Source organism: Alicyclobacillus dauci (genome assembly GCF_026651605.1).
Taxonomy (GTDB): Bacteria; Bacillota; Bacilli; order Alicyclobacillales; family Alicyclobacillaceae; genus Alicyclobacillus; species Alicyclobacillus dauci.
This window is the reverse complement of sequence record NZ_CP104064.1, coordinates 4346945-4371698: the sequence shown is the minus strand read 5'-3', so window position 1 is coordinate 4371698 and position 24754 is coordinate 4346945. Positions and strand designations below refer to the sequence as shown.

Here is a 24754-nt window from a genome sequence, read left to right as displayed (position 1 = left end):
ATGACACCATGTTTCGGGTACAAACAAGCCGTGACAATGAAACCATACAATTTGCCCTGACGGGATCCCTGGATATGAATGGGGTCGATACCTTGGAAGATGAGTTCTCAAAAACCGAGTTTACAGAAGGGGATACGGTAGAGATTGACTTTGAAGATGTCGAGTTCATAGATTCAACTGGTATTGGCTCGATAGTAAATCTAATCCAATCATTAGAAGGGAGTGATATTCGTTACAGACTGACCAACGTCAGTGAGGAGATACAAGAAGTCTTCACCATTATTGGACTCGAGGATCTGGTCAAGTAATAACAAAATTCATACCTTCTGTAAATCGTAAACCCGCCGAAAGACGGGGGCACAAAGCCACGGGCCATCGCTATGGCGGCCGGGTTGCCGAAAGAGGAACGACATCAAGTCCACCTTTCGGGTGGATGCTTTTTGTTTAAGGAGAGATTTGCATTGTTAGGATCGATGAGCAAACAGGAAACGCTAACCGAGCATATTCGTGCCATTCTTGAATTGATCGGTGAAGACCCAAATCGTGAAGGTCTATTGGACACACCACAAAGAGTTGCAAGGATGTACGGTGAAGTCTTCTCAGGGGTCGGAATAGATCCCGAGTCAGCACTGACCACCACGTTTGAGGAGAAGTATGAGGGTATGGTTGTCGTGAAAGACATCAAGTACTACACGTTTTGCGAACACCACCTGATTCCATTCTTTGGTGCGGCCCACATTGGTTACATCCCGAATGGTCGCGTTATTGGATTAAGCAAGTTCGCTCGATTGGTTGAACTCGTGTCGAAGCGTCCGCAAGTTCAAGAACGCATGTCACAGCAGATTGCCGATGCAGTGATGAATGTCTTAAAGCCTCAAGGGGTTATCGTCACAGTGGATGGTACCCACCTTTGCATGTGTGCACGCGGGGTTAAAAAACCGGGCAGTGCTACCGTCACCACTGTGAAGAAGGGTGTTTTTACCGAAAACATTTCGTTGGTCCAAGAGTTCGAACAAGCTCTTTTAAGGAAGTAAGTGAGGTGGCGACAGAAATGATCTACATATCCCGGAGAGTTGATTTTTCCGCTACTCATGTATACAGAATTGCCACTTGGAGTGAGGAAGAAAATCGCCGAGTATTCGGCCTGTGCAGCAACCCAAATGGACATGGCCACGATTACACGTTAGAAGTCATGGTTGGCGGGGAGCTCGATGAGACGTCGGGAATCGTGGTGAACATTGTGGACATTGACAGAATCACTAAAAAGTTTGTTCACAGCGAACTCGACGGGAAATTTTTAAATCGTGAAAACCAGTATTTTCGTGACAAAATTCCGACGACGGAGAGTTTATTAAATTACATTTGGGATGCATTAGACGGTGCTTTTCCAAACTGTGAACTGTATAAAATCCGCTTGCACGAAAATTCCTTCCTATACTCGGAAAAGGAGAGAGGCTCCATGATTCAACTGACGAAGAAGTATCACTTCAGTGCGGCTCACCGTTTGCATAGTGATCATTTGACAGATGAGGAAAATCAAAAGATTTTCGGGAAGTGTAACAATCCACACGGTCACGGTCATAATTACCGTCTCGAGGTAACGGTAAGTGGCGAGTTAGATCCAGTTACCGGTATGGTTGTTAACTTAGCAGACTTGGATGAAGTGGTTGAATGAATCGTCATGGAGAAGTTCGATCATAAACACCTCAACTTAGATACTGACGAGTTTGCGGATCTAAATCCAACTTCTGAGGTGGTTGCAATGGTCATATGGAACATGCTTCGTGATCACATTCCAAATCTATATAAAATCGGGCTTTGGGAAACTGAGAAGAATTACTTTGAGTACTACGGCCAGCTAAAGGAGTAAAAGCCTCATGATTCAATTTGGCTCATTGAAGGGGAAAACCATCGCCATCACGGGTGCTAGCAGAGGCATTGGAAGAGAAACGGCTGATTTACTAGGGACATTAGGAGCAAACCTCATCCTTGGCAGTCGCAATGAAATCGGCCTAGCCAAGCTGGCAACAAGAGTTGAAGCAGTAGGCGGCCGCGCCTTGCCAGTATACTTGGACGTCACGGACGAAGGATCAGTCCGCAATTTCGCTGATGTAGCTATAAATGAATTTGGTACAGTTGATGTACTCATCAATAGTGCTGGAATTGGAACATTCGCCAGTCTCTTAGATTTACCTACCGCAGATTTCGATGAAATGATTTCCGTTAATCTCAAGGGAACGTTTCTCGCTTGTAAGTATTTCGGTCCCCAGATGGTTCAACAGGGGCATGGACAGATCTTAAATATTGTTTCAATTGCTGGGACGGTCGCGTTACCAGGCGGAGGCGGGTACTCGGCTTCGAAGTTCGGTGTCTTGGGACTTACTCGAGTCTTACAGCAGGAACTTCGCTCTGAGGGTGTTCAGGTGACAGCTGTTCTGCCGGGCGCTGTAAATAGTTCATTCTGGGATGGAATCGATCCGAAACCAGATGTATCATCCATGATGCCCACAAGCACCTTGGCACGTCACATCGTCTATCTACTGTCAGCGCATGACGGAACTTTTATAGATGAAATTACGATCATGCCTCCTTTGGGAATCTTGTAGAAGGGGGATGAGTCCTGTGAAGCATTTTCTGGATAAAATGTTTCGCCCTGCGGTTAATGACAACCAAAGACGGGTTGTGTTCCCACCACTTCCTAATCATTTCACAAAAAACGATGCTCAGCAGAGAGCATTAATTGGTTGGATTGCTAGGCGCGTTGGTCAACTCCTCACTTTAGAAGCAGAGGAAACGGATTTACTGTTTTACACGGCATTTTCATATCAGCCTAATAAAAGCCGTGAAAATGACGTTGATCACATCCTATATTTTGCTGATCACTTGGTTCGATGGGACGTCAGGGATAATAGCGCTTCATAGACGGTTCAGACAACACGGTTACACCGAGGCTGCAGAAATGCTTAGAAGAGGTAGCAGCGGAATACCGTGCTGTGCATCTACCCCCGACCGAGGCACAACAACATATCCTTCAGGACGACAACATTAGTAGCCTCAGTACAGACTCCGCTTCAGATACCAGAGCGAAAGACGATGATTGGGACCGACGGATTTGGCAAGTGTATCGTGATGTCATTTATGCCGCGACTCAAAGAAAATTCCTACTGATTACCGAGCAGGAAGTGGACTCGTACATGCAAGGGAATATACGTCTGGAGGTGGAGGTAAAAGAGCGGACGGACATCACGAAATGTCGGGAAAGAGCCAACCAAGTGTTTCTCGACTTAGGATACGAACCCACCAACATCATGGGGCGTCTACTTGTGATCAGCGAAGCTGTTACGAATATCTTGAAGCACGCTGAGTACGGAAAAATGATATTGGTTGAGGATGGACAGAGCGTGAGGGCGGTCATTCAGGATACAGGACCGGGCTTTTCTATTCCTGACCTGCCAAATACTACTTTGCTCGCTGGATATTCTACTAAGAAATCACTGGGGCAAGGCTTCAACTTGATGATGAAAATGAGTGATCAAGTTGTGCTGTCAACAAGTCCACAGGGGTCGACTATCATCCTTGTGTTTAACGAGAAACAGGATAAGGAATGAGTTGCGGTATGGGTGACAGGATTGCAACGACAATAGCAAGGACGATTCGAACAGCATCATTAATAGATGGATTTTGGGAACGATGGCTAGAGCATGGCGTTGATGAAAATGAACTTGCCGCATTGCGCCCTCGCTTGGCACGTCTCGAAGATTAACAACTGGAGTGAATTAGCACAGGCAAAGATAGAGGTGGCCGAAACGCACCAACGCAAAGGGTTGGTGGGCGATGCAGAATTGACCTTGCGAACTGCAGGACTTTATTACAACCTTGCTCAATGGATATTTCCAGAACGATGTAGTCAAAAGCAACACCTTTTTCATTTGAGCAGGGACGCGTTCCGACGAGCAGACATGCTCTCAGACATTGAGACACGCTACGTAAAATTGGATATTGACGACAATCAATGTATAGGGCGTATCCGAATACCATCAGAGCCTAGGGGATGCGTCATTATCATCAACCCGATTGATTCTTCGAAGGAAGAATTGTTTACGTATGAAAAAGATTTTCTTGATGCCCACTATGTCACAATTAGTTTTGATGGACCTGGTCAAGGTGAAACTTATGTAACCAACGGATTAAAGGCAACATACAAGAACTGGTCAGAATTTGTAAACAAACTAATCGAGTACACTGTAGAACATTTTCCAACGATTCCAGCATTCATATTTGGAACGAGTTTTGGTGCATCCTGGGTGATTTATGGGAGTTGTCACCCTAATATCTCCAAAGCTGTTGCAGTCAGTCCCGCCTTTGATAGACAACGTATGTCCATGCCTGACTATTTCAATGAACGCATGAACTGTATACACGGTGATGATAAGGACCCATTTCCTGATTTTGAAAAATTACACTATCGGAATCCTGTATTCCTCTTTCATGGGGGGCGAGATCGTATGGTGAAGCGTTCTGATATCTACCATCTATACGAAATGCTCCCAGAGGGTAGTCGACTAATTGAATATGAAGAGGAAATGCACTGTTGCAATTACAAGCTCCGAGAGATCAGGGAGTTGGCTATCGAGTGGTATAACGAGGACCGCATTTTCAAACCGGGGGTGTACAGTGATGTTCAAATCTAATGTCTCGTTACGCACATACTTCTTACGTACCATGTTGTCCGTATTGCTGGTCATCGGAGTGTTATCAGGGGCCATTCAAATATACTCTATGAACCAACACGTTACTGGTCAAATAAACGATCAGGCTAATTTGGTATCTCAAGGAATTCGGATGAGTATAGGGTCATCAAAGTTGGCATCCGATAGTTTGGAACATCAATTTGATCTTAGAATGGCTTTGTACGCGAAACAAATCGCCTTGCTATTAAAAGGACAACAAGTAAATGGAATATCCAAGGGTGAACTTCAAAACATCAGTGATGATTTGGGACTAGCAGGCGTCACCATATTTGCACAACAAGGTAACGATATTATCGGTGTCCAGTCGACTGATCCCGCAGAGGTTGGATTCAGTTTTAAGAAAGTGGGCTTTCTACCACTCGGCGAAGCGTTGCTTCGTGGCGACAAAGTGGCCATGCCCGGAGCGACCTATTCGGAGCCCAATCTTGTCGTACTTCCAATCGCGCAGTCAGCTTCTCACCAGGATAAGCCTTCTTTCTTTAAATATGCATATTACCATGTGCCGGGCAGCTCTTATATCATCGATCCATATATTCAAGCGAATGAGATATATCAATTCACCAAATCCGTGGGTCCGGATGAATGGATCGCAAAGATGAAACAGTCAAACCCAGACATCGAAGAGATGGCGGTCTTAGATCCACAAGTTTTTGCCGATCCTAGCCTGGAGACGAAAATCTATCCTCCTCGAAAACAAGTTGTTTATGGCAGTTATGCATATAAGGATTCGCAGGACGTAAATCTCCTCAAGGCCATGGTAACGGATCCTCACGAAGTAACGTATGCCAAACGGGAAGATGGTCGTAAAGTGTACAAGATGTTCATTCCGATCGACAATGGACAAGTCTTGTATGTGGCATTGAACTATGACAAATTGAGTCAACCGATTTATCGTCTATCGATCATACTGATTCTCTTCGGTCTTGTTGGTTTGATTGCCCTCTTTATGACGACAGCTCGGTTTTTTAATCGAATCTATGAAAACATCCAAAAGATCAAGTCTCAAATTAAGCTCCTGGAAACCAAGGATTTTACAGTACGAAGCGACGTGAAAAATGGCGGGGAACTAAGCGAGCTCTCAGAAAGCACGAACCGAATGGTGGAAACATTACAGGCGGTATTAACGGATACTGGGGAGCAAGCTAAAAAAACGCAACGATTGTCTGTTCTACTGGAATCCGACGCTAGTAAAACGATGGGGAAAGTGTACACAATGTCTATGAAGGAGACAACGGATGGGCGAGCCGCGGCGGATGAGTTTATTTATTTCCTAGATCAAATGGAATCAGCACTGCCGGAGGAATTCAAAGAAAAAAATGGTCCATTGTTGGCGAATATGGAACAAATCAGGACCTTGGTGAGGGAACGTACTGAGGCTACAACGGATATGACACTCACATTGTCTGATCTACTTAAATCTCTTCATGACGAGTCCAGTCAGCTATCAGAAATTGCAAACAGCCTACGTCAGAATTTGTCCGACTTTAAGCTCTAAAAGGAACGTTAATTGGAAAGGGGTGAGGGTACGGTACATACCTTCACCCATTTCCTTCTTCAATATATAATGCTCAGTCTTCATCCTTCTCAGGTACGTTCGACCAGACGATGAACGCAAGTCCGAATACGAGACTGAGAAGCCCCCACCATAGGTCAATATTCCACTGGACTGTCTGCGTGCTTGGATGACTCGCAAGCCCATAAATTGCGAGAATCACTCCATATACGGAAAACAGGATTCCAATGAGAAAGCGTAAATCAGTCAGTCGATTCATTTTATCGTACCCCCATCCATGCTTACCAGAATATGATGTTTAGAACAACGAGAATGATAAATGCGATAGCGGCCAGGTACCCAGGGCGTTTATACCAAGGAAAACCTGTATAGTTTGGCCGGTTGCTGAGACCAAACACAATTCCTTTCAGTTCTTCCTCTGACTTGCGTTTTGTGATCAAACTTACGAGGACCGTAATGACGACGGTGATAACCCATGCCCACCATGCTCGCCAGAAGTTGCCCGCATCTGGGCTCGAGAACACATGCGCCGGTACGAGGTAATACAAGAGAAATGCACCGACAATACCGGAGATAAGACCCCAGAATCCGCCCCAAGCTGTCGTTCTCTTCCAGAACATTCCCAAGAGGAACGTACCGAACAGCGGCGCGTTAAAGAAGGAGAAGAGGGTTTGCATGTAGTCCATGACGCTCGGGAACCCTGCAGCAAAGTACGCGGTTCCGATACTGATGACCACACCACCAAGAACAGCCCAACGACCCATTGAGATATAATGCTTGTCGCTTGCGTCTTTATGCATATACGCTTGGTAGATGTCGTATGTCCAAACTGTCGTAAAGGCAGTGATGTTACCGGCCATACCACTCATAAAACTAGCAAGCATTGCGGTGAGCCCGAGTCCCATCATACCGGGTGGGTAATACTTCGAAATCAAAAGCGGTAACGCCAAGTTATAGCTCATTCCAGATGTATGTCCGATTTTCGGGAAAACAGCAAGTGCGATAAGACCCGGAATGATCACGAGAATGGGCACGATCATCTTGAAAAACGCTGCGTAAATCGGCGTGTTCTGTGCCGCACGAAGATTGCGTGCAGCGAGTGTGCGTTGAACGACAAGAAAGTCAGTCGTCCAGTAACCAAACGACAAAACGAATCCTAACCCAAGAACAACACCAAGCCAGCCAATGCCCATAGGGTTGTTCGAAGGGCTACCCAGATTGGACCAGAGATGTCCAAAACCTGCTGGGAGGCGATTCATCATTCCGTTCCACCCACCGAGTTGATGCATGCCGATGAGCGGAATCGGCAACAGGCCAGCCCAAATTAAGAAGAACTGCACAACCTCATTATAAATGGAAGAGGTTAGCCCACCCAGCGTCACGTACACCAGTACGACAACCGCTGATACCAGGATACTTATGGTGAGTGACCAACCAATGAGGACTTGAAAGATCAACGCCATAGAATACAGGCTGATACCGGATGTGAGAACTGTCATCACGGCAAACGAAACGGCATTGACACCGCGAGTTGCTTCATTAAAGCGAAGTTTTAGGTATTCCGGAACGGATCGAACTTTTGAAACATAGTAGAAAGGCATCATATAGAGGCCGAGAAACAACATAGCCGGAATTGCGCCAATCCAGTAAAAGTGCGTGGTCATCCACCCGTACTCAGCACCGCTCGCGGTCATACCCATGATTTCAAGGGCACCCAGATTCGCGGACAGGAAGGCTAAACCGGTAATCCACCCGGGAATCGAACGACCGGATAGAAAGAAATCCTCCCCTGTTCGGACGCGGTTCTTCAGAATGAACCCTACGCCAATTACGAACACAAAATAGATAGCGATAATACTGTAGTCAACGCCGTTTGCGTGAAATAAGGCATGCAATGAGTGCACCTCCGTCGATCATGTTGTGCCTCAGACTTTCCGAATCCATCACTTAACCGTTTTCCTGAACCGTTTTCACGGGTGGATTCAGTATACAAAGTCATCGTCGGTTTCAAATTATAGAACACTCTCATTATGTGTCAACTTTTGATCGGTGCATGAGAAAAAATGATAATAGCATGATGCTGGTCGGAAACCATCATACAGGGAAGCGCCACCAATTGTTGGGGCGCGTTTATTTGTCTTCCGACCGCTTCATTTGACTGAGCTTTATGACCTACATGTGGTTGTGTAAACTTCCTGTGGTTTTCACTTGAATAGGGGATTGGTCAAACGTTTCAATGAGATCGTTGTACAACAGAGATCCCGCCAGTTGGTATCCTACCTGGTTTGGATGCCACGAGTCACCGAAATATGGTTGCCATGTCTGGTTGTGAGCCTTCAAATAAGAGCGCATCTGGTTTAATACGTCCAGGGTGTAGACGTTTGGATTATGCAAGGACTTTGCTGCCGAAAATTCCTCAGAGACATACCTGTTCGTCAATGTCTGGTAGCCTGTTTCTGATGCCTTTGTCACCGGGGGCGATACGACGAGTACGACCGCGTGAACAGCCAGCGCTTCGGAAATTTCGTTTAATATCGCCTGGTGAACGGCTATCGGAGACACATTCTTGGAGGCATCATTTAAAAATCCCCAAGATAGGACAACAAGTTGCGGCTTGACCGTACTCAGCCAACTTTCATATTCAGATTTGGGCACGTTCATCGCCGATCCGCCGACAATCGTCTTATTCACATATTGATAAGTCATATTGGTGCTGTCTGATAGCAATTGAAAGGCACGTTTTAAATAACTGTCGTCGTTCGGATCCTTCCACCCATGGGCGATTGATACGCCTACGACCATGACCTTTTCCTGTGTTTTCGTCGTCGGAAACGACGTAGCCGCATGTGCCGTCGCAATTGGGCTAGGTAAGACGAAGCCTCCGCCTATGGTATATTCTCCGGCGAGGAAACCTGCGACGGCTGCAGTGGCAATGCTTCCACCAATTGCAACGTTACGAATCCACTTCTTGATTGAAATCACCCCGTTTCACCTATCCGATGATAGACCACAGACTTCCAAATTGCCTTGAATACGACGTTCCCTGCAGTTGAATCGGGTCTCGACCAATTTTCACAAGCATCCCTTTTGTCTTCAGTGATTGTTTATGTAGGTATCTATTTTGATTCAATGAAAAATCAATAATCAGGCTGTACGCTTTATCAAGTAAAAGACATCCGTCTTTCAGTGTTGGTCATGTTGGACACTTGGTCAGGTGCCAGACGCGATATATAAGTGCGTTTCCCCGTTATCACGTGTGCTTTCGTAAGGCAAGCCACAAAGACCACTATAAGGTGCTGGAGTGACACATCGATGAATCGACTTCGTTTTCGCCCGAGACATATATGGCTCGTCCTCGTTGGGCTCGTATCCATCTTCCTGGACTTCTGGAATTTGTCCCAGAATGGTTACGCAAACACGTATTACGCCGCAGCGGTGAAGAGCATGCTGCAAAGCTTCCACAACTTCTTCTTTCTTTCGTTCGATCCCGGTGGATTCATCACAATCGACAAACCTCCGGTTGGCTTCTGGATTCAAACACTCAGTGCTTGGATTTTCGGATTTCACGGCTGGAGTATTTTAGCTCCTGAAGCATTAGCAGGGGTGATCTCGGTTGTTATCCTATACCACCTCGTTTCTAAAAAACACGGTTATGTCTCAGGCCTCATCGCCGCGTTTTTGTTAGCCATCACGCCGTTGTCTGTGGCCACCAACCGAAACAACACCATTGACAGCATTCTCACTACAGCGTTGTTGGTCGCTGCATGGGCACTGTTGAAGGCAATGGAAGGAGGCAAATACAGGCTTGCCTGGCTGCTCACCGCGGCAGGGGTCCTCGGCATCGGGTTTAACATTAAATTTGCTGAAGCGCTCTTGGTTTTACCAGCCCTGATTGTAGGCTACGTGTTTGTCAGGGATCTGGACGTCCGAACGAAAGTGCTGCATCTGCTCTTTGCCGCCTGCGTACTCACTGTTGTGTCCTTCTCTTGGTCTGTCATTGTGGACGCCGTACCAGCACAGGACAGACCATGGGTAGGCAGTACGCAAACTAACAGCGAAGTCAATTTGGCGTTCGGGTACGATGGCATCCAACGGGTTACCGGTAACCTGTCCGGAATGCATGGCGGAAACGGTGGAACGCATAATTTTGGCCGCAATTCCTTAGGCATGGGAACCTACGGTAACGGTATGGGTTCATCTCAAAACGCATTCCAATCGCGTGGACAGTCTATTCACCAGACCGGTCAAGGTGGATTGGGTCAGGGCGGACAATCGGGATCGTTCCCGAATTTCAATCATGGCTCGCTGAATGGCTCGTTCAACGGCGGCAGGAACAACCAGTCGAATATCCTACTCCGATTGTTTACTGGCAGTGACGCTACCCAGATTGGCTGGTGGTTGCCACTTGGGCTTGCTGGGTTTGTCCTAGCGATTTTGAACTACCGTCGCCGCAAGTTGGAGGAATTCCGCACGGTCTGGCCGTCTGTGACCATGTGGAGTGCCTGGTTTGCTACCACGGTGCTATACTTCACGTTCGTCTCGGCACTCCATACGTACTATATGGTGACCATGGCACCTGCAATTGCAGCGATGGTCGGCATTGGCTTTGGGGAAGTACGTCACTATTTGCATCACAAAATGCGAGTCATCCTGGGTGGCGTCATTGTAGTACTTGGTATGGCCGCATATCAAATCCATCTGCTGTGGTCATATTCCACGCTGCGAGGGACACTCGCAGTTTTCGTTGGAATTGGCGCAGCCGTCGCCTTGATTGCACTGGTCCTCACTTTTGTAACGGATGGGAAACGTCTCGTGCGGCGGATAGCGCTCGGTGCGTCTCTCTTCAGCATCGCAGTGATTCCGGCCTATTGGTCGTATAGCACACTGACATATGCGGGAAACGGATCCAATCCGACTGCCGGACCGAATCTGCCTCACAGCAATGGAAATCGCAATTATTCCGGTGGCTTTGCTGGCTTTGGGCAGAATGGCGGCAACGTCAATGAGAAACTGGTCACCTTTCTCAAAAGCCACTACCAGGGTGGATATCTGCTTGCAACTCAAAATGCCACAACAGCCGCTCCATACATCCTCAGTACCGGACTTCCTGTCATGGCGATGGGGGGATTCCGGGGGACTGACCCAGCCATAACGTCAGCCCAACTGCAAACTCTCGCCCAAGAGGGTAAGGTGAAGTATTTCCTCGTCTCAGGAGGCAGAGCGCAATCGTCAGCTGCGAATCAAGGTGGTCGAACTCGAACTGTGTTTGGCGCTGACAATGGAAGCGAGAGGGGAAACGCGTTCAGCGACTTCAGCAATAGGACGGGTTCCCATTCTGGCGGCGTTGGGGGTGGCAACAGGTTTGGCGGTTTCGGTGGCTTTGGAAGTTCGAGTGTACAGTCACAGAATCTCAGCTGGATCGAGAAGAACTGTAAGCTCGTGCCGGATTCGGAGTGGGGAAATACGACAACAGCAGCATCAGGCAGCAGTGTAGGTGGCTTTGGTATGTTTGGCGGCGGTGCACAAGAGCTTTATGAGTATGTGGGAACGACAACTGCGAAATGAGATAGGAGGCATGGCTGATGGCTAGGAAGATTGTGTCGAATGACGTGATCCAGACACCAATGACCGAGTTAACAGAGAACAAGATGCCTTCCCGTGCAGCCGATGAACACGTGCAAATCTCAGTCGTTGTACCCGTCTATAACGAACAAGAAATTATCGGAGAGACGTATCTGCGCCTTAGCAACGTGATGGAATCCGCTCATTACACGTATGAGCTGTTGTTTGTCAACGACGGCAGCCGAGACAGAACGGGCAGCCATCTCCACGAAATCTGCGTGAATGATCAGCATGTCAAGGTGATCAACTTTTCGCGCAACTTTGGGCACCAGATAGCCATCACAGCGGGCATGGAACACGCGGTGGGGGATGCAGTGGTGGTGATAGACGGGGATCTACAAGATCCTCCGGAGCTCATTCCGGTCATGGTGGAGAAGTGGCAACAAGGCTACCAGGTAGTCTATGCCAAACGGTTGCAACGACAGGGAGAGACACTGTTCAAGAAGTGGACCGCGGCGATCTTTTACCGGGTGCTCCGCCGACTCACCGACGTAGAAATCCCGGTTGACACTGGCGACTTTCGTTTGATCGATAGAAAAGTCTGTGACGCACTCACCATCATGGAGGAAAAGCACCGGTTCATCCGAGGCATGGTGAGCTGGTCTGGTTTTCGACAAACAGCGGTTGAATACGTTCGCGACAGTCGCCAAGCGGGTGAGACGAAGTATTCGATGAAGAAAATGTTGACGCTCTCGCTGGATGCCATCACGTCATTCTCGCACGTGCCCATCAAGTTGGCAGGATACTTGGGTGTGGTCAGCTTTTTCGCAGGGTTGGTGTATTTGGTGATGGTGATCGTTCTCGATCACACCTTATCCAGCGTCGATTTCCTCACATTTATAGCATTCATCTTAGGTGGATGGATCCTCGCGTGCATGGGTGTCCTCGGAGAATATGTCGGCCGCATCTATGATGAAGTCAAAGATAGACCGCTCTACCTGGTCGCTAGTCGCGAGGGATTTGTCACCACGGAGGTAAATCATGACTGAGGACGCAGAGGGCACACGCCCACCCCTGGCAGTTCTACAATTGGTAAAATTCGGCGCCGTGGGTGCATCGAATACACTGGTCGATGTGCTCCTCTTTGTGCTGTTTTACAATGAGCTTCACTTGAACTACGTCCTAGCCCACATCATTTCGTACAGCTGTGGCACTGTTAACAGCTTTGTCTGGAACAAGTACTTCACCTTTGAGCGCAGGTCCAAGTTTCATGGCCGGGAAATCTATCGATTTATCGTTTTGAATGTGTGTTCCTTTTCATTATCACTGGCCTTCATTTACGGATTCAATCATCTACTAGATATTCGCATCATCGATAGTAAGCTATTATCCATCGTGCTGACAGTGATTGTGAACTATTTTGGGAGCAAGTACTGGTGTTTTTCTGGACAATAATAGGATTATACGTAGGTGTCCCCCGTCTGTCAGTTCGGGTGCAATGAGCCTGCCCATTGCACCTATTTCAAAGAAGTTTGCCTCGCTCACACGACGTAAAAGCCCTTCATTCGTGTACATTCATTAAAACTTCTAAAAAACATGTTGAACTAGTCCTATCCATGAAATAAATTACCTTGGAAAAACCGACACAAAATTCATGATTACAACCGAATGTTATATAGAACAACAAGATATGTGTGGTCCGAATCGAAAGAACGGGGGACGCTTTACCGGGGTGAATCGCAACATGCGTAGGGAATCCTTCTCCCAAACCCGACAACTAACCTCGTAGGACTATGAAGGAGCAGCTAGATTGAACAAAAAAGTGTTTATTTCTCTGTGCACTAGTACCATTTGTGCTAGTGTTGCCGTCGTAACCAGTCCCTTGACCGCGTTTGCGAGTGTTCATTCTCCCACCATGAATCAAAAGGCTATCGTCGTAAACCAAGACCTCATCTCTAAGCCAAGCGGTTTTGTTTATGACAACACCACGTACATGCCGATATGGTATCTCATGCAAGCACTCGACAAGCTGAAGATTCACAGCGTTTGGGCGAATCACACCTGGACCCTCACGGCAGCCGACAGACCGGATCTAAGTCATGTTCATGTTGGCACTGGATCGAGTTCTATTTACGTAAACGGTCACCTTGTACAGAAGGTCAACGAAGTAGCAGCTGAAGACCCCGCTTCCGGAAAACAGACTACATACATGCCCGCCTGGTACATTATGCAAATTATGAATCGACTAAACATCCACTCCACGTGGAATGGGGAAACTTGGGAGATTCATACCGCTTCTCAGTCACCGTCCGTAACCGCTAGGACCCTCGCAAAACCATCCGACATCTCCAGCACCGGTCAACAAATCGTCGACTATGCAGAAAAGTTCATCGGAACGCCTTATCGAATGGGTGGAGAATCAGCGAGCGGTTTTGATTGTTCCGGATTTTCTCAAACCGTCTTCGCACATTTCAACATATCGCTTCCGCGGACAGCCGCTGGGCAGGCCCAAGTTGGACAGACCATCTCGAAATCCGATTTGCAACCAGGCGATCTTGTATTTTTCAATACGGACGGGACGGGGATTTCACACGTGGGGATTTATGTCGGCGATGGCAAGTTCATCTCGGCAACATCGTCGAAAGGTGTTCAAGTGAACGACATAAGTGATCCGTACTATTGGGGACCCCGCTTTGTAGAAGCTACGAACCCAGGCATATAAAAGGGACTGGATGCACGATCATAGCGATGCATACCCGAATGCATCATAGTGTGAGGGGACGGAGCGTAGCCGCCCCCTTCTCCTATATCTATAAGCATTGATAGGCAACTCGCGTATTACGTCGGCCTACTAGGAATATCTCACTTTTTCACTTGATACTGTGGCTCGTTCTCCAAGATCCACTGCCACAACTGCTCAAATATCCCGTCCAAGTAGGATGCGTACTCTGGCCAGTCCGAAATCGACACACTGTTGATCTGCTTAAACGCCGACGGAGAGTAATTGAGACTTCCATCCTCCACATACCTGTCGTCAATCCAAGTCGATTTTAGGTGCACAATTTGTCCGGACTCTGGACTTGTACCAATGACGAAATCGGTGCCGTCCACCCACCCTTCGCTTAAAAGCTGCTTGATATGAGGGTTTTCATATGCGCCAGCGGCTTGACTGTGATCGAAAATGATCTTGACGTCAATACCACGCTGTTTTGCCGAGGCCACGTCGTCATAATAAAGGGATAGCGTATCGGCGTAGATGATTGTCCGCAGTTTGCTCGTGGCGGAACCCAGGAACGCAGAAATTGCCTTCATTCCATCAGCATACGGGGTAATCAGTCGAGTTTGATCAGGGTGTCCTTTAATAACACCGAGTGCACCTAAGACTTGATCCACGATGATCGCCTCCAGTAGGGGTTATAAAATCCTGTGTGTTCGTAAGCACGGTGAGCCTCAACTGCAGTTCACGGCGGAGTAGTTACCACGTGGTGAAACGGGGACAAGTGGTCTATGCCCTTTGTCCCCGTTTTCGAACTAGTGTATTTCGCTAGCACTCCCAACCTGACTGAGTGCATCTATCAGCTTGCTTCCATTCGGGCTGCCAAGTCCTGTGCACGCATCCCATCCTGGTCCAGCTTGATAGAGTTGGTTGGAACCGTTGATATCGTTATTTCCACTCGTGATGTCTCGAAACGCGCCGTCTTGGCTAGGAATGCTGTACAGGAGCGGATTGACGTAGCCGACTGGATGGCCAAGCGTATGATTCGCGATGGCCAGAAGTCCTGCCCACAGCGGCGCGACCGCACTGGTTCCACCAATGGCGAACTGTTGCCCGTCGACGAGCACTTGATAGCCTGATGCGGGATCAGCATCTCCTGCTACGTCGGGGACACCTCGGCCTGTCTGTCCGCTCGAGTTGGCAGACGAGGGAACGTTCGCATTGGATTGCCAACTTGGCAAAGCGAACACGGAACTCACCCCGCCACCTGTTGCTCCACCGTTCGATCCGTCATTCCACACAACCTCACTCGCAATTGTCCCGCCTGATTCTGTCAGTCGCGTACCGCCGCAGGCCAGAGCGTACGGGGAGGACGCTGGAAAGTCCACGTGGACGTTACCGTCACTGACCCCGTCTGTCGATCCGTTATCTCCCGAGGCGCAACATACTGTCACACCTAGGGCCGCTGCATCCTGGAATGCGCTGTTCATTGCTTGCATGCCTTGTGTTGTCCAGGAACTCTCCGGACCACCCCAACTGATGGAGATCACGGACGGTTTGTTGGTCGTATCATGGATGGCCGTCGTGATGGCGTTCAGAAAACCTGCATCGGTGTTGGGCGCAAAGTAGACGACGATGCGTGCACCGGGCGCAACGGCGGCGGCTACTTCAATGTCGAGATCGACCTCGCCATCCGGTCCGTTTGCGTTGCCAGTGGGTTGGTTTGTCGATCCGTCGACGGACACGGCCGCAACGGTTGGCGACGGGAGTCCGAGATTGGTAAAGTATTGGTCGATGTTGCTGGACGTGTATCCGCCGCCAAGTTCAATGATGCCGATACACTGGTCACTGCAGTTTACGTTTGTTGGAAAGTTATACAGTTGCGCCACCTGTGGAGGGGTATACGATATTTGTGAGGCTAGGGCTCTTGTTTGACCAGCCTCTTCGTTGTAGATACGAAAGTGTGGGCTGGCTTGTGGCCGATTATCCAGGCCTAAAACGGCCACCACGACGTCCGTCAAGTGCTCGGGGACGTGAATGGCACCCTCGCGTCCGCGGTACGTAAAGTCGGGGTGCTCGTAGTGGGCGAGATCGACCGCGAAGGCCTGGTTGAATGATGACGTTGTACCGGACAGGATGACAGTTCTCGCGGCGAGGTTCACTTGTTCAACGGTGAGGTCATGTTGGTTCGCGAACTCCCTGATTTTTTGTATGTCACTTGGGTCGGCTCCGTGGTTTGTTGAAAACTCTTCATGGGTCATGTGGGTTCGCGTCGCAAAGGGGAGGGTGCTCAATTCTTCAATCCGGTGAACCAGTTCCGTCGATGCGCGGTGCCGTAATAATACCGTCGCCGTGATCCGTTCGTTGGGATCGACCGGGGCAATTCTTTTTGCACCGGCAACGACGCGGCGCTCGCTGCCAGGGATGGGTCTGTGGTTCGCTTCTATACCAACTTGCACTGGGGTACTCTCGTCCATACACATCATTCTCCTTTGCTTATCAGGTAAAGAGAAGTGACGACGGGATCGGGAATCATCATAACATAAATAATTTTTGGATAACTAGACAGAGACAATGTTGGCCATGGTTCGCCCTGATTCGTCAAAGGTTCCTAAATTACACCCGTTGAAATAGCCTGATTAATATATAAAAATTATTTCAAGGGAAATGGGGCGGTAGTCTATCAAGCTAGCAGAATAGAAGAATAGCGAATGGGGATGGTTCACGGTGGTGATCGTTTACGTATCCATTGGCCTACTGGCACTGGGGATAGGGCTCGTGTTTGCGAATCTTCGTCAATCTATGAAACGTTTAGGTCAACAACACAACGCGCTGCGCGGAGAAAATATGAGACTGCACTTGCAACATATGGAACTCCAGCAATATTGTTATGCGCTTGAAATGCGAATTCAGTATCTCGAACGCAGTCGCAGCATTCTCTCTCATATCGTCAAGCATGCCAACATTCGCGACAAAGTCAGGACGGACAGATCACTTGAGGTGCAAAACCAGTACATCTCATGAAATATGCCAGGTTCCTTAAAATCACCTCCCATTCTCGACCCTCGGGCCCTAAATCTGATGTCGAGATAAAATTTCACGGATGACACCTGGGTCCTCAGACGCTGGCAGGTGAATCTCGACGTTGTACGCGTCCTTTGTAAACTCGCGAATTTTCATGCTTGCTCGTCCGCTGGTAAGTTCACGAAGGTCATTGCTGATCTCTTTTTCTGAAACAGAATAAGGGATGGGTACCGTGAACACTTGACTTGCGGATTCTTCTTTAGCGTTAATCGTCACAGCTGAGACGATCACAGATGAATTCGGGAGAACTCTCTTCTGGTCCCCATCAAGCAGTATCGTGTAATACCAATTCACGTCGAAAACTGTGCCTCCGTATTCGATCCCGCTGAACAATGATGTCCTCAAGGTGATATATTGACCCACCGAAAACGGTCGTAGAGTCAACAGGATCACCCCTGCAAACAAATTGGATAGGGTGGACTGTGCACCGATACCGACGATCACGCCCGTCACCGCCCCGCCAACCAGCAGACTGCTGATGCGAATTTGCAGCAGGTTAAGCGCCACAAGGACGATGAACAGAAAGCCAATGACCGTGAGAAGACGGCTGAGCAACCTGGAAGTCCGCCTGTCGATGTGCTTCCCCAATGTTTTACTCATGAGGAAGCGATTCAAGTACCGAACCAACCAGATGCCAATGACGCACCACAGAATGACAATGCCCCACTCCACAGCCCGGTGATAATGAACAGGTACGAAATTCATGAGCGCCATGGAATGAGCCAAGTTAAAAATGACCGACAGTAAAATCAAGACGATGGCGACGACCATAATCCGCCGCCATGGGTGTAGCTGATGCAATCGTCCTACCACAAAAAATATCTCCTTTAAGCTCCTAGAGAACCGCCGTACTAGGCGATAGCCACAGTATGAACCATCCAACCTGAACCATATCACCCGCACTGCTGCATAATGCTGTTAAAGTACGTTTCTACCCCGTTCGCCCAGTTTGGGTCCGTTGCATAGATTCCCCATGGGTTCGCGGGATCGTTGATCCAATGGATCGGATCCTCCCCAGACGGCGGCGAGACTGAGAGTTTATGCCGCAATGTATTGGCTGCAATGTTCGCTGCGTCGGCCAAATTCGTGTTGTAGACCTGCCAACTGTAGAACACGTTAAACGGATTGTTGCGAATCTCTCCCGCATCCGCACTTGGCGGGACAAACGCTTGCTCTTGCCCGGTGATGGCGATGAGCAGGGCAGGATTGACGTCGTACGATCTCGCCGCATTACAAATGGTCTCAATGTCCCCGAGTGAAAAAGTTGAATCATGCGCCTGGACGTAGTTGTACAGCGACATTGGCGAGATACTCCTATATCGCAAATCTTGCTCAACAACTAGACCCACAGTGGTAGAAAGCACATTTCCCGCATTTTGAATTTGCGCTTCCATTTGATTAATCTGCGCCTGTGTCCACTGTTTCTGGGAACGTAACCGTTGCTGCTTGTTCACATCCGATTGTATTTGCTGTTTTGTTCTTGCAAGAGCGACTTGTTTCTGTTGCTTTAAGCTCGCATCGATCCGCTGCAAGGCCGCCAGCTTTGCCTTTTTCTTGTTGAGCGACTGCAAATTCGCCGCTTGTTGTTTCTCTTCCGCACTGACTTTATTGTGTAGAGCGAGAATCTTCTTGGCCAATCCTTGCTCGGCTTTTGTGAGGAAAACGATATCTTGGAAACGACTTAATAGATCACTAAAACTCGTCGCCTTGAACAGCACCTCCAAGTAAGGTACGTTTCCCTGTTCGTACAGTGCTACGGTTAACGCTTGAAAATCGTTATTGGTGATGTTCAGTTGCTTTTTCAACCGATTGAGCGTCGATTGGATGTCGTCCAGTTTAGCTTGAGTGGTATCTAGTTCTTGTCTAGTTTGCGCCATACTTTGACTCAATGAATCGATCAGCTTTTGATAGCTTTGGATACTATCCTGTAAATTCTGCGCCGCCTGTTTCTCCTGTGTGAGGGACTGGGCGTTTTCAGCCGATGCCGCATTCAGTTGCTGCATTCGGTCTTTTGCGTTTGACAAGTTATCTGCTTGAACAGTTGGAGCGAGTAGCCCCAGACTTGCACAGAGCGTACCGACGGACAGCACAGCCTGTGTTACATACCTCAAATCATCACCTCTTAAATATCCTCTCACATTCATTCGATTGGAAATTGGGGTTTTCGATGGTCGAACGTTCTTTTGTGCGCTTTCCATGGGCTGTCGGAGTCTGGTGGTAGAGTCGTTGCGGTGAATTCTCTAGCATTCATTCTAGCAACCGTCACGCTTCGACTGACTTCGCATTCATCACGTCATATACTCGATGCAAACAGGAAGGACAGCACCAGAACGGGGGTTACGGTTTGGAAGAACGCTACTATAGACCAGCCGAAATTAGTGCGATGCTAAGTATCGGACACTCTACGTTGCGGAAATGGTGTGTGAAACTAGAGGATTCCGGCTACTCGTTTCTCAAGGATGATCGGGGACGGCGCGTGTTTGCTCCATCTGATGTCACGCTTTTCCAAGATATGAAAGGCTTTTTGAACCATCAGATGAATATGGAGGACGCTGCGCAAGCGTCACTCCTGAAGTGTCGAAGGGAAGGGGAAGTCCGTCCAAGGACATTAACCCTAATAGAACGGGAACAATCCTCTGTCGAACGCTCGCTAGATGAAATTGTTGCGGAGGCTGCCGACAAATTTTGGTCTCACATACATGGGGAAATGGAGCAGCACATTCGATCACAGGTTCGACAAGAAATGCAAGAACAACTCGCTGAGTTTGAGGAGCGGCTTGAAAAACAGTACGAACATCAAGTCCTTGATGCCGCGAAAGAGATTGCAGTGACCATTGTTCGTGAACGTGAACAAGAATCAAAAAGCAAGAGGCGGTTTTTTGGGCTGTTTTAAATTCATCGGGTCTATTCTTAACATAAAACATAGTAGGGTCACATTTGTTGTCAAACCAGCACGATCCTTGTTGATATGTGTACATTTTTATGATTATACAAAAAATAGTATTTTGTGATAACATGACTGAACAGTGTGCTTTACAAAGGAAGAGCAGTGGATGATGAGACAGGTTGATTCACCGCAAAATGAATCGGCGTTATCGATTCTAACCACGAAAACATACCAGCCACAGGTTAGACCGGACACCTTACCCAGGTACGATTTAGTGGACAAATTATCTTCTTCAGTACACAGGAAGCTGACGGTAGTCTGTGCTCCCGCTGGTTATGGCAAGACAACGGCAGTTGCGTCATGGCTTCAGCAAACGGGACTCACGCCTGCGTGGGTTTCTCTTGATAGTCGTGATAACGATCCCATGACGTTGTGGAGCACGATCCTAATTGCACTGGAGTCCGTACATCCTAACCTACCGCGGAACGCTTGGGACTATTTACAGCTTGGTCTCCCAGCGTCTTCAGACACATTGACTTCCGTTCTTATACATGATGCTTATCAGGTGCAGGGTCGGGTTTTTATTGTGCTTGATGACTATCACCTCATTCACGAACCTGTAATTCATGCGACAATCGAGAACCTGATTCGAAGGGGTCCATCAACGTTACATTTCATTATCACTTCCAGAAGTATGGTGCCATTCTCACTAGGCAAACTTCGATCTCAAGGACAAATACTTGAACTCACAGCACGTGACCTCCGTTTCGACAAGCAAGCCATTTTAGAATTCTATCGAAAGGTAATGGGGATAGAACTTTCAAGAGAGGAATTAGATCTCGTCGAATATCACACGGAGGGTTGGGCCGCAGGAATGAACCTTGTCGCCCTAGCACTGCAGGGCACTTCCAACTCAACTGCATTTCTCCGCAGCTTGACTGGAGACCACCGGTTTATCGCGGACTACCTGGCCGAGGAGGTCATTCACTTCCAGCCACATAACATTCAGAGCTTTTGGTTGAGAACTTCGGTCTTGTCGCGACTTTGTGGCCCACTGTGTGAAGCCGTCACGGGTGACCCAAATGCCGGACAGATTCTTCGCGAGCTTCAACAATCGAGTTCATTTCTCATTCCTCTCGATGATAATGGGCAGTGGTTTCGCTACCATCACTTGTTTGCCGGTGCATTACAGGAACAGTTGTTGCGTCGCTTCCCGAATGAAGTGGTGGGCCTACACAAAATGGCTTGTTCATGGTTTGAGTCGATGAATCTCATTCCGGAAGCTGTCGACCACGCTTTTCGCGGTAGGGATTTTAAAAAAGCGGCTACGCTCATGAATGACCACGCTCCCAAAATGATCAAAGCCCGGGAGATCTCAACTTTACGAGGGTGGTTGAAAGAATTTCCTGAGGGATATCTGAAACAGGATCCACAGACCTGTATCACGTATGGCTGGGTACTCGCCTTGTCTGGACATCTTGAGCCAGCCGAGCAATTTGTTGGACTGGTGGACGAATATGTCTTACAAAATGCCATTCCCCAAGGCGAGTGGGATAAATTATGGGTTGAATCTCAGGTACTACGTGGATACATCGCCTGTCTCCGCAACGACGTCAAGCGTGCAATCGACTGTTTTGCACGGTCTACCGAGCGCTCACCGAAATATAGCCGCTTTTTTCGGTACGGCGCAGAGCTGAATGCGGGCGAGCCATATGTCCTTCGAAGTCGACTGGGTCTTCGTGGATATTTGACAGGCGTGGCAGAGTTGTACCCGACATTACGTGGGATTTGGAAAAACAGCGGATTGGGTATCCTAGGATACGGTTCTGTAGCACTAGCGGAACTGCACTACGAGTGGAACGAATTTGATCAATTAGCTTATTTCATCCCGCGCGGCATTGAACTTGGCAAAATGTTTAACATTGTAGGCATTCTCGTGCCCATGTACTTTGTTTATGCGAGACACCTTCGGGCCACGAATAAGCAATCGGATATGTGGCTTGTCTTGGCAGACCTAAAAAAAATTCTTCATGATATGAATGCTTCTTCACATTGGATAAATGTGGTTGGTGCGTTCAAAACACGGCTTTGGATAGACGAACAAAATCGAGAGAAAGTTGACGAATGGGTCGCCTCCAGCCCTGTCACAATGGAGGACGAGTGTTACGCCATTAAGGAGTTTGAGCTGATCACCCTCGCGAGAGCGTTGTTGTATCAAGGCCGCCTCATCGACGCGGTGACGTTGTTAGTACGATTAGAACGATGGGCGGAAACAGAGGATCGACTTGGCAGTTTAATCGAAATTTTAATACTTCAATCTATCTTGTACAGACAAAGAGGCGATCTAACCGAAGCATTGGCCATCATGGAGCGAGCGGTGTCTATCGCCCTACCCCATAAATATCAGAGAACGTTTTTAGATGAAGGGGCCCCTGTTGTAGAGCTGCTTCACAGTCTACTGGAACAAGAACGCGATTCTCAATCGACTACAGAGTTATTGACTTATGTACAAATGCTCCTATCGGTGGTGAACATGGAACCCAGTTCATCATCCTTACCCACTTCACCCACTCATCAAAGTGGAGCGTTAATTGAGCCTCTAACGAAACGCGAGAACACAACTCTACAGATGTTGAGTAAAGGACACACCAATGCTGAAATTGCCGCCATACTAGGTATCTCCGTCGGTACAGTAAAGGGATATACCCACCACATTTTCGGAAAACTGGGGGTACGGAATCGCACAGAAGCGGTGGCTAAGGCGAAGTCAATGAACCTACTTAAACCAACTTCGTCAACATTTCACTAGTGTTTCCAGCCTCTGATGTTATGGTCCCCACAAATTCCCAAGCTGTATCTAACGTGATCTATGTATTTATAACCTGTCTTAAAGACCCACTTGGAGGTTCCTCTCTCGCGTAAACAATTGCATTTCGTGCAATAAATCGAGTGGTAAGTCGGATAGTCGATCGAAGGTTCAGACAGGAATTTAATGCAGTGATTTCCATGTTCTTGTGGGTATGCGCTGTCACACATGGAACAACGATCCATGTCCATTCACCTTACTCCCCAATTTCTCTACAGGTTGAGAGGTTGCACTTTGAGCGAGAAACTTCCGGATTTCCTCTGGACTGATGCCCACTTCCCGAGCAAGTTGCAACAATTCCGCCCATTCTACATATGACGCTGAATCCATTGTATTCCAATCCTTCATGACCCATTCTCCTTCATAGCAGTAACTAACCTACAAGGGTGCTATTGCCCCCTGAAGTGTGGGTATGTCTAAGATTGCCGAACGAGATGTGGGTAAATGGCAACCGACCATCTAGGAGTTGGTACGTTGATGCTTCTAGTTAATCTGTATGTCTTAGTCCATTGGTCATCCGGTCATATTCCATTCAAACATAAAATGTCCGAACAGGAACCTAACTTTAGTTATGGTTTCTATATAAATGAATCTCAGCGGTGATATGTGCCCCAACAATGAACACACCACATCTTTTGTTATAAAGAACATTGTGTTCTTTATAAAGAACAACTGTAACCAAGTTTATCAAAGTAAGACTCCGTGTCAATAACTTTTATCTGTTTGTCATACATTTTGCCGAATCGGTAGCTCCAGAACACATTAAGGTATCATCGTTACAGTGCGTTTTCCTGTGGAGTTGGACTGACGCTAGTTTTCTGGGTTTAACCAGGATATTGTCCGGTGACAATCAATGGGTGATGAACATTGAATAGATGTGAGGGGAATTCTCGATATTGTCCCTTGTTCCTCCATACTCGTCTGTGAGAAGGGATGGGTGTGGAGGACAAGGGGATGAAGCTCGGCGGTAGGACACACTTTTAGCAAGATGCTAAAGAGTGTGGTCCCACCGCTTTAGGATTGCTCGCCTTGGTCATTTTTATCGTCACGCTGCAAACGCCAGCGTTGGAATTCCAGCCACTCTCGAAACTGCTCTTTTGTAATTCCGGACTCTGCAACTTCTCGGGTGAGATCCATCCACTCGCGATCCAAAGGTAGTTCTTCAGATGCGTCTGCTCCCGACACCAACTGCTGCACAGGCACATCCAGGACACTTGCAATCTTTTCGATCACCTGAATAGATGGATTCCCTTGAATCCCACGTTCGATTGCGCTGAGGTAGGACTTTGCGACATCGGCCTTATCCGCGAGCTCAGATAGTGAGAGGCCTTTGTTTTGTCGCAAGGCTTGTATACGTGCTCCAATCATCATGGTT

24 protein-coding genes, 1 pseudogene and 2 riboswitches are annotated in these 24754 nt (G+C 48.0%); of the genes and pseudogenes, 15 read left to right on the top strand and 10 right to left on the bottom strand.

Features of this window, described 5'->3' with window-relative positions; genetic code table 11:
- Positions 1–8 precede the first annotated feature (8 nt).
- From NZD86_RS21870 to NZD86_RS21835, 8 genes and pseudogenes are all read left to right on the top strand, one after another.
- On the top strand, positions 9–308 hold the full coding sequence (locus NZD86_RS21870) for an STAS domain-containing protein (RefSeq protein ID WP_268044177.1): 300 nt from the start codon (positions 9–11) through the stop codon (positions 306–308).
- Positions 309–324: 16 nt separating this feature from the next.
- Positions 325–400: riboswitch (cyclic di-GMP riboswitch) on the top strand.
- A 73-nt stretch (positions 401–473) separates the two neighbouring features.
- Entirely contained in the window at positions 474–1034 is a 561-nt protein-coding gene (folE, locus tag NZD86_RS21865; protein ID WP_268044176.1) for a GTP cyclohydrolase I FolE, read from the top strand.
- 17 nt (positions 1035–1051) lie between these two features.
- Positions 1052–1870, top strand: a pseudogene (locus tag NZD86_RS21860) (6-carboxytetrahydropterin synthase).
- A gap of 7 nt (positions 1871–1877) precedes the next feature.
- Positions 1878–2606, top strand: coding sequence for an SDR family oxidoreductase (locus NZD86_RS21855; RefSeq protein ID WP_268044175.1), 729 nt, complete (start codon positions 1878–1880; stop codon positions 2604–2606).
- Positions 2607–2622: 16 nt separating this feature from the next.
- Complete coding sequence (locus NZD86_RS21850; protein WP_268044174.1) at positions 2623–2922, top strand: hypothetical protein; 300 nt, start codon at positions 2623–2625, stop codon at positions 2920–2922.
- A gap of 71 nt (positions 2923–2993) precedes the next feature.
- A complete protein-coding gene (locus tag NZD86_RS21845) occupies positions 2994–3608 on the top strand; it encodes an ATP-binding protein (protein WP_268044173.1) in 615 nt (204 codons plus the stop codon).
- A gap of 102 nt (positions 3609–3710) precedes the next feature.
- The gene (locus tag NZD86_RS21840; RefSeq protein WP_268044172.1) at positions 3711–4691 is read left to right on the top strand and encodes an alpha/beta hydrolase; all 981 of its coding nucleotides are present in this window, start codon (positions 3711–3713) and stop codon (positions 4689–4691) included.
- Positions 4678–6246 carry a methyl-accepting chemotaxis protein gene (locus NZD86_RS21835; RefSeq protein WP_268044171.1) on the top strand — a complete coding sequence of 523 codons (1569 nt, stop codon included), beginning with the start codon at positions 4678–4680 and terminating at the stop codon, positions 6244–6246. Before NZD86_RS21840 ends, NZD86_RS21835 begins: the two co-directional genes overlap by 14 nt.
- 73 nt (positions 6247–6319) lie before the next feature.
- On the opposite strand, the gene NZD86_RS21830 is transcribed toward NZD86_RS21835, so the two are convergent.
- The 3 genes from NZD86_RS21830 to NZD86_RS21820 all read right to left on the bottom strand — a co-directional run bounded on the left by NZD86_RS21830 (position 6320) and on the right by NZD86_RS21820 (position 9246).
- On the bottom strand, positions 6320–6523 hold the full coding sequence (locus tag NZD86_RS21830; protein WP_268044170.1) for a hypothetical protein: 204 nt from the start codon (positions 6521–6523) through the stop codon (positions 6320–6322).
- Between the two features lie 22 nt (positions 6524–6545).
- Complete coding sequence (locus NZD86_RS21825; RefSeq protein WP_268044169.1) at positions 6546–8168, bottom strand: sodium:solute symporter family protein; 1623 nt, start codon at positions 8166–8168, stop codon at positions 6546–6548.
- A gap of 268 nt (positions 8169–8436) precedes the next feature.
- On the bottom strand, positions 8437–9246 hold the full coding sequence (locus NZD86_RS21820; RefSeq protein ID WP_268044168.1) for an SGNH/GDSL hydrolase family protein: 810 nt from the start codon (positions 9244–9246) through the stop codon (positions 8437–8439).
- A gap of 330 nt (positions 9247–9576) precedes the next feature.
- Between NZD86_RS21820 and NZD86_RS21815 the strand changes: the two genes are divergently transcribed.
- The 4 genes from NZD86_RS21815 (at position 9577) to NZD86_RS21800 (ending at position 14548) form a co-directional block, all read left to right on the top strand.
- Entirely contained in the window at positions 9577–11829 is a 2253-nt protein-coding gene (locus NZD86_RS21815) for a glycosyltransferase family 39 protein (RefSeq protein WP_268044167.1), read from the top strand.
- Between the two features lie 83 nt (positions 11830–11912).
- Positions 11913–12875, top strand: coding sequence for a glycosyltransferase family 2 protein (locus NZD86_RS21810; RefSeq protein ID WP_268046998.1), 963 nt, complete (start codon positions 11913–11915; stop codon positions 12873–12875).
- Positions 12868–13281: a GtrA family protein gene (locus NZD86_RS21805; RefSeq protein WP_268044166.1), complete on the top strand. Its 414-nt coding sequence runs from the start codon at positions 12868–12870 to the stop codon at positions 13279–13281. Before NZD86_RS21810 ends, NZD86_RS21805 begins: the two co-directional genes overlap by 8 nt.
- 232 nt (positions 13282–13513) lie before the next feature.
- Positions 13514–13633, top strand: a riboswitch (cyclic di-AMP (ydaO/yuaA leader).
- 3 nt (positions 13634–13636) lie between these two features.
- Positions 13637–14548 (top strand): C40 family peptidase, encoded by a 912-nt coding sequence (locus NZD86_RS21800; protein ID WP_268044164.1) that lies wholly within the window; start codon positions 13637–13639, stop codon positions 14546–14548.
- A 140-nt stretch (positions 14549–14688) separates the two neighbouring features.
- Here NZD86_RS21800 and NZD86_RS21795 read toward each other — a convergent pair whose 3' ends face one another.
- Together NZD86_RS21795 and NZD86_RS21790 are read right to left on the bottom strand one after the other, a co-directional pair.
- Positions 14689–15219, bottom strand: coding sequence for a phospholipase D-like domain-containing protein (locus NZD86_RS21795; RefSeq protein ID WP_268044163.1), 531 nt, complete (start codon positions 15217–15219; stop codon positions 14689–14691).
- A gap of 138 nt (positions 15220–15357) precedes the next feature.
- Positions 15358–17019, bottom strand: coding sequence for a S53 family peptidase (locus NZD86_RS21790; RefSeq protein ID WP_268044162.1), 1662 nt, complete (start codon positions 17017–17019; stop codon positions 15358–15360).
- A gap of 250 nt (positions 17020–17269) precedes the next feature.
- On the opposite strand from NZD86_RS21790, the gene NZD86_RS21785 reads away from it, so the two are divergent.
- Positions 17270–17566, top strand: a complete 297-nt coding sequence (locus NZD86_RS21785; protein WP_268044161.1) for a hypothetical protein — start codon at positions 17270–17272, stop codon at positions 17564–17566.
- Between the two features lie 48 nt (positions 17567–17614).
- Here NZD86_RS21785 and NZD86_RS21780 read toward each other — a convergent pair whose 3' ends face one another.
- Both NZD86_RS21780 and NZD86_RS21775 read right to left on the bottom strand, forming a co-directional pair.
- On the bottom strand, positions 17615–18439 hold the full coding sequence (locus NZD86_RS21780) for a mechanosensitive ion channel family protein (RefSeq protein WP_268044160.1): 825 nt from the start codon (positions 18437–18439) through the stop codon (positions 17615–17617).
- 80 nt (positions 18440–18519) lie between these two features.
- Entirely contained in the window at positions 18520–19737 is a 1218-nt protein-coding gene (locus tag NZD86_RS21775; protein WP_268044158.1) for a murein hydrolase activator EnvC family protein, read from the bottom strand.
- Between the two features lie 233 nt (positions 19738–19970).
- On the opposite strand from NZD86_RS21775, the gene NZD86_RS21770 reads away from it, so the two are divergent.
- Positions 19971–20519: a hypothetical protein gene (locus tag NZD86_RS21770; protein ID WP_268044157.1), complete on the top strand. Its 549-nt coding sequence runs from the start codon at positions 19971–19973 to the stop codon at positions 20517–20519.
- Between the two features lie 160 nt (positions 20520–20679).
- Positions 20680–23322: a winged helix-turn-helix domain-containing protein gene (locus tag NZD86_RS21765; RefSeq protein WP_268044156.1), complete on the top strand. Its 2643-nt coding sequence runs from the start codon at positions 20680–20682 to the stop codon at positions 23320–23322.
- On the opposite strand, the gene NZD86_RS24850 is transcribed toward NZD86_RS21765, so the two are convergent.
- The 3 genes from NZD86_RS24850 to NZD86_RS21755 all read right to left on the bottom strand — a co-directional run bounded on the left by NZD86_RS24850 (position 23319) and on the right by NZD86_RS21755 (position 24747).
- Complete coding sequence (locus NZD86_RS24850) at positions 23319–23549, bottom strand: DUF3973 domain-containing protein (protein WP_407655271.1); 231 nt, start codon at positions 23547–23549, stop codon at positions 23319–23321. The two genes, NZD86_RS21765 and NZD86_RS24850, sit on opposite strands and share 4 nt — an antisense overlap.
- Positions 23542–23727: an anti-repressor SinI family protein gene (locus NZD86_RS21760; RefSeq protein WP_268044155.1), complete on the bottom strand. Its 186-nt coding sequence runs from the start codon at positions 23725–23727 to the stop codon at positions 23542–23544. Before NZD86_RS21760 ends, NZD86_RS24850 begins: the two co-directional genes overlap by 8 nt.
- Positions 23728–24393: 666 nt before the next feature.
- Entirely contained in the window at positions 24394–24747 is a 354-nt protein-coding gene (locus NZD86_RS21755; RefSeq protein WP_268044154.1) for a helix-turn-helix domain-containing protein, read from the bottom strand.
- Between the last annotated feature and the right edge of the window lie 7 nt (positions 24748–24754).

What these genes read in the sequence shown, in the direction of transcription:
- NZD86_RS21830 (WP_268044170.1), bottom strand. Translation starts at nt 6,523, where the DNA reads ATGAATCGACTGACTGATTTACGCTTTCTCATTGGAATCCTGTTTTCC.
- NZD86_RS21790 (WP_268044162.1), bottom strand. Translation starts at nt 17,019, where the DNA reads ATGGACGAGAGTACCCCAGTGCAAGTTGGTATAGAAGCGAACCACAGA.
- NZD86_RS21805 (WP_268044166.1), top strand. Translation starts at nt 12,868, where the DNA reads ATGACTGAGGACGCAGAGGGCACACGCCCACCCCTGGCAGTTCTACAA.
- NZD86_RS21765 (WP_268044156.1), top strand. Translation starts at nt 20,680, where the DNA reads ATGATGAGACAGGTTGATTCACCGCAAAATGAATCGGCGTTATCGATT.
- NZD86_RS21810 (WP_268046998.1), top strand. Translation starts at nt 11,913, where the DNA reads ATGCCTTCCCGTGCAGCCGATGAACACGTGCAAATCTCAGTCGTTGTA.
- NZD86_RS21870 (WP_268044177.1), top strand. Translation starts at nt 9, where the DNA reads ATGTTTCGGGTACAAACAAGCCGTGACAATGAAACCATACAATTTGCC.
- NZD86_RS21755 (WP_268044154.1), bottom strand. Translation starts at nt 24,747, where the DNA reads ATGATTGGAGCACGTATACAAGCCTTGCGACAAAACAAAGGCCTCTCA.
- NZD86_RS21760 (WP_268044155.1), bottom strand. Translation starts at nt 23,727, where the DNA reads ATGAAGGATTGGAATACAATGGATTCAGCGTCATATGTAGAATGGGCG.
- NZD86_RS21855 (WP_268044175.1), top strand. Translation starts at nt 1,878, where the DNA reads ATGATTCAATTTGGCTCATTGAAGGGGAAAACCATCGCCATCACGGGT.
- NZD86_RS21840 (WP_268044172.1), top strand. Translation starts at nt 3,711, where the DNA reads ATGAAAATGAACTTGCCGCATTGCGCCCTCGCTTGGCACGTCTCGAAG.
- folE (WP_268044176.1), top strand. Translation starts at nt 474, where the DNA reads ATGAGCAAACAGGAAACGCTAACCGAGCATATTCGTGCCATTCTTGAA.
- NZD86_RS21835 (WP_268044171.1), top strand. Translation starts at nt 4,678, where the DNA reads ATGTTCAAATCTAATGTCTCGTTACGCACATACTTCTTACGTACCATG.
- NZD86_RS24850 (WP_407655271.1), bottom strand. Translation starts at nt 23,549, where the DNA reads ATGTGTGACAGCGCATACCCACAAGAACATGGAAATCACTGCATTAAA.
- NZD86_RS21815 (WP_268044167.1), top strand. Translation starts at nt 9,577, where the DNA reads ATGAATCGACTTCGTTTTCGCCCGAGACATATATGGCTCGTCCTCGTT.